Raw genomic sequence first — 237 nt, forward strand, 5'->3', positions numbered from 1 at the left:
GTTTACTGACAGTGGGGACTGTGCACTCCTTGCAGGGGGCGGAAAGGGCGATTGTTCTCTTTTCTCCTGTCTACTCAAAACATGAAGATGGCAGGTTTCTTGATAGCAACAGCACTATCCTCAATGTTGCTGTCTCACGCGCTAAAGATAGTTTTCTGGTATTTGGCGATATGGACCTTATCGAGATGCAGCCCGCATTTTCGCCGCGAGGGTTATTGGCAAAATATCTCTTTTCTT

General features: G+C 46.8%; 1 protein-coding gene. It reads left to right on the plus strand.

Annotated features, from left to right (window positions below):
- A partial coding sequence (locus AC3Y5R_RS24200; protein ID WP_489923423.1) for an AAA domain-containing protein occupies nucleotides 1-237 on the plus strand: 237 nt, incomplete at both ends.

Source organism: Erwinia sp. 009765445 (assembly GCF_058137865.1).